The following is a 1,690-nucleotide window of genomic DNA, read 5'->3' on the forward strand; positions in this document are numbered from 1 at the left end:
GGTTTCCAGTACCGTTCGCAAGCGCGCGGTGTCGATCGGATAACGTTCGGGCGATTCACCGTAGTTCCATTCTTCACTCAAGGTACGCGGATCGACCTGACGGTCCGGGCCGAGCAGTCTGACCTGGTACTTGAGCGGATCCTCCCCGGCCTTGTGCGCCAGTTCATCGATGAAGCTCTGGATCGCAAAACCGTGGGGGATGTTCGACACCGAGCGATACCAGCCCACCCGCGTGTGGACGGTGGCCTCCGGATTTTCCAGGCGGATGTTGGGAATCGCGTAGGCCATGTTCTTGAAGCCCATACCCAGTTCAGCCGCGCCCTGATGAAGGACATTGGGCGTAAACAACGCGGTCATGCTCGGCGCCACCGTGCGATGCAACCAGCCGGAGGGCAGGCCATCCTTGCCCAGGATGGCCTTGAGGTATTGCAACGAAACAGTGTGCAGATACCCGCAGTGAAGATCGTCTTCCCGCGTCCACTGCACACGCACCGCCCTACCCGGCAAGGCCCTGGCCAGAATCGCAGCCTCGATGACGTAGTCCGGCTTGGCCTTGCGACCAAACCCGCCCCCCAGCAAGGTGACATTGACCGTGACCTGTTCAACGGCAATCCCAAGACGCTCGGCAACGGTATCCCGCGCCCGCTGGGGCGACTGAACCGGCGCCCAGATCTCGCAGCCCCTATCGGAGAAACGGGCGACAGCGACCATCGGCTCCATCGGTGCGTGGGCCAGGTGCGGCATATAGTAAGTGGCTTGAAGCGTGCGATCTGGATTCGAGATCAGGTCTTCGATCTTGCCGTTTTCGCGCACCACTTTACCGGGCTTGAGCGAGGCAGCCTCCAGCGCTTTACGGTAGGCGATCGAGTCGTAGCCGGCGTTGGGGCCGTCGTCCCATTCGATTTTCAGCGCCTCGCGCCCCTTGATCGCTGCCCAGGTGTTGCTGGCGACCACCGCCACTCCGCCCAGCGGCTGGAATCCGGAGGGTAACGGGCGGGTTTCCAGGGGCATGACGTGGGTCACGCCCGGGACTTTCAGCGCAGCGCTGGCATCGAAGCCCTTGACCTTGCCGCCGTACACCGCGGGCCGCGCAATGGTGGCGAACAGCATGCCGTCGAAATGCACGTCAGCCCCATAAATCGCCTGACCCCGCACAATGTCTTCACCGTCGATGGCAACGCTCGACGCTGATCCGATATAACGAAACTGCGACGGCTGTTTGAGTCGCAAGCTGTCCCGTGCCGGCACGGCCAGGGTGCTTGCGGCGATGGCCAGGGCGCCATACTCCAGTTCGCGCCCGGAGGGCGTGTGGATGACTTTATGCAGCTGCGCATGACACTCGCCGATCGGCACTTTCCATTGGTCGGCAGCGGCCTGCTCCAGCATGGTCCGCGCGGCGGCCCCACAGCGGCGCATCGGCTCGTACCAGTGGCGCATGCTGCGCGAACCGTCGGTATTCTGATTGCCGTAACGCACCTCGTCGCCCGGCGCCTGCTGCACCTTGACCCGCGTCCAATCGGCTTCCAGTTCATCGGCCAACACTCGCCCCAGACTCGTCCGAATCCCCTGGCCCATTTCCGAACGGTTACAGACCACCGTCACCGTGCCATCGGTGGCAATGCTTACGTAGATTTTGGGGTCGTCGACCCAGCCGTTGGGCATGCCGTCGGCACCGAACTTTTTCTGCGCC

The 1,690-nt window shown here is 63.0% G+C and carries 1 protein-coding gene; it reads right to left on the reverse strand.

The window, feature by feature from the left end:
* Nucleotides 1-1,690, reverse strand: a 1,690-nt coding sequence (locus tag NQL71_RS29615) for a xanthine dehydrogenase family protein molybdopterin-binding subunit (protein WP_274643786.1), incomplete at both ends; no start/stop codon positions are given.

It is taken from the genome of Pseudomonas serbica, from assembly GCF_028823535.1.
Taxonomy (GTDB): domain Bacteria; phylum Pseudomonadota; class Gammaproteobacteria; order Pseudomonadales; family Pseudomonadaceae; genus Aquipseudomonas; species Aquipseudomonas serbica.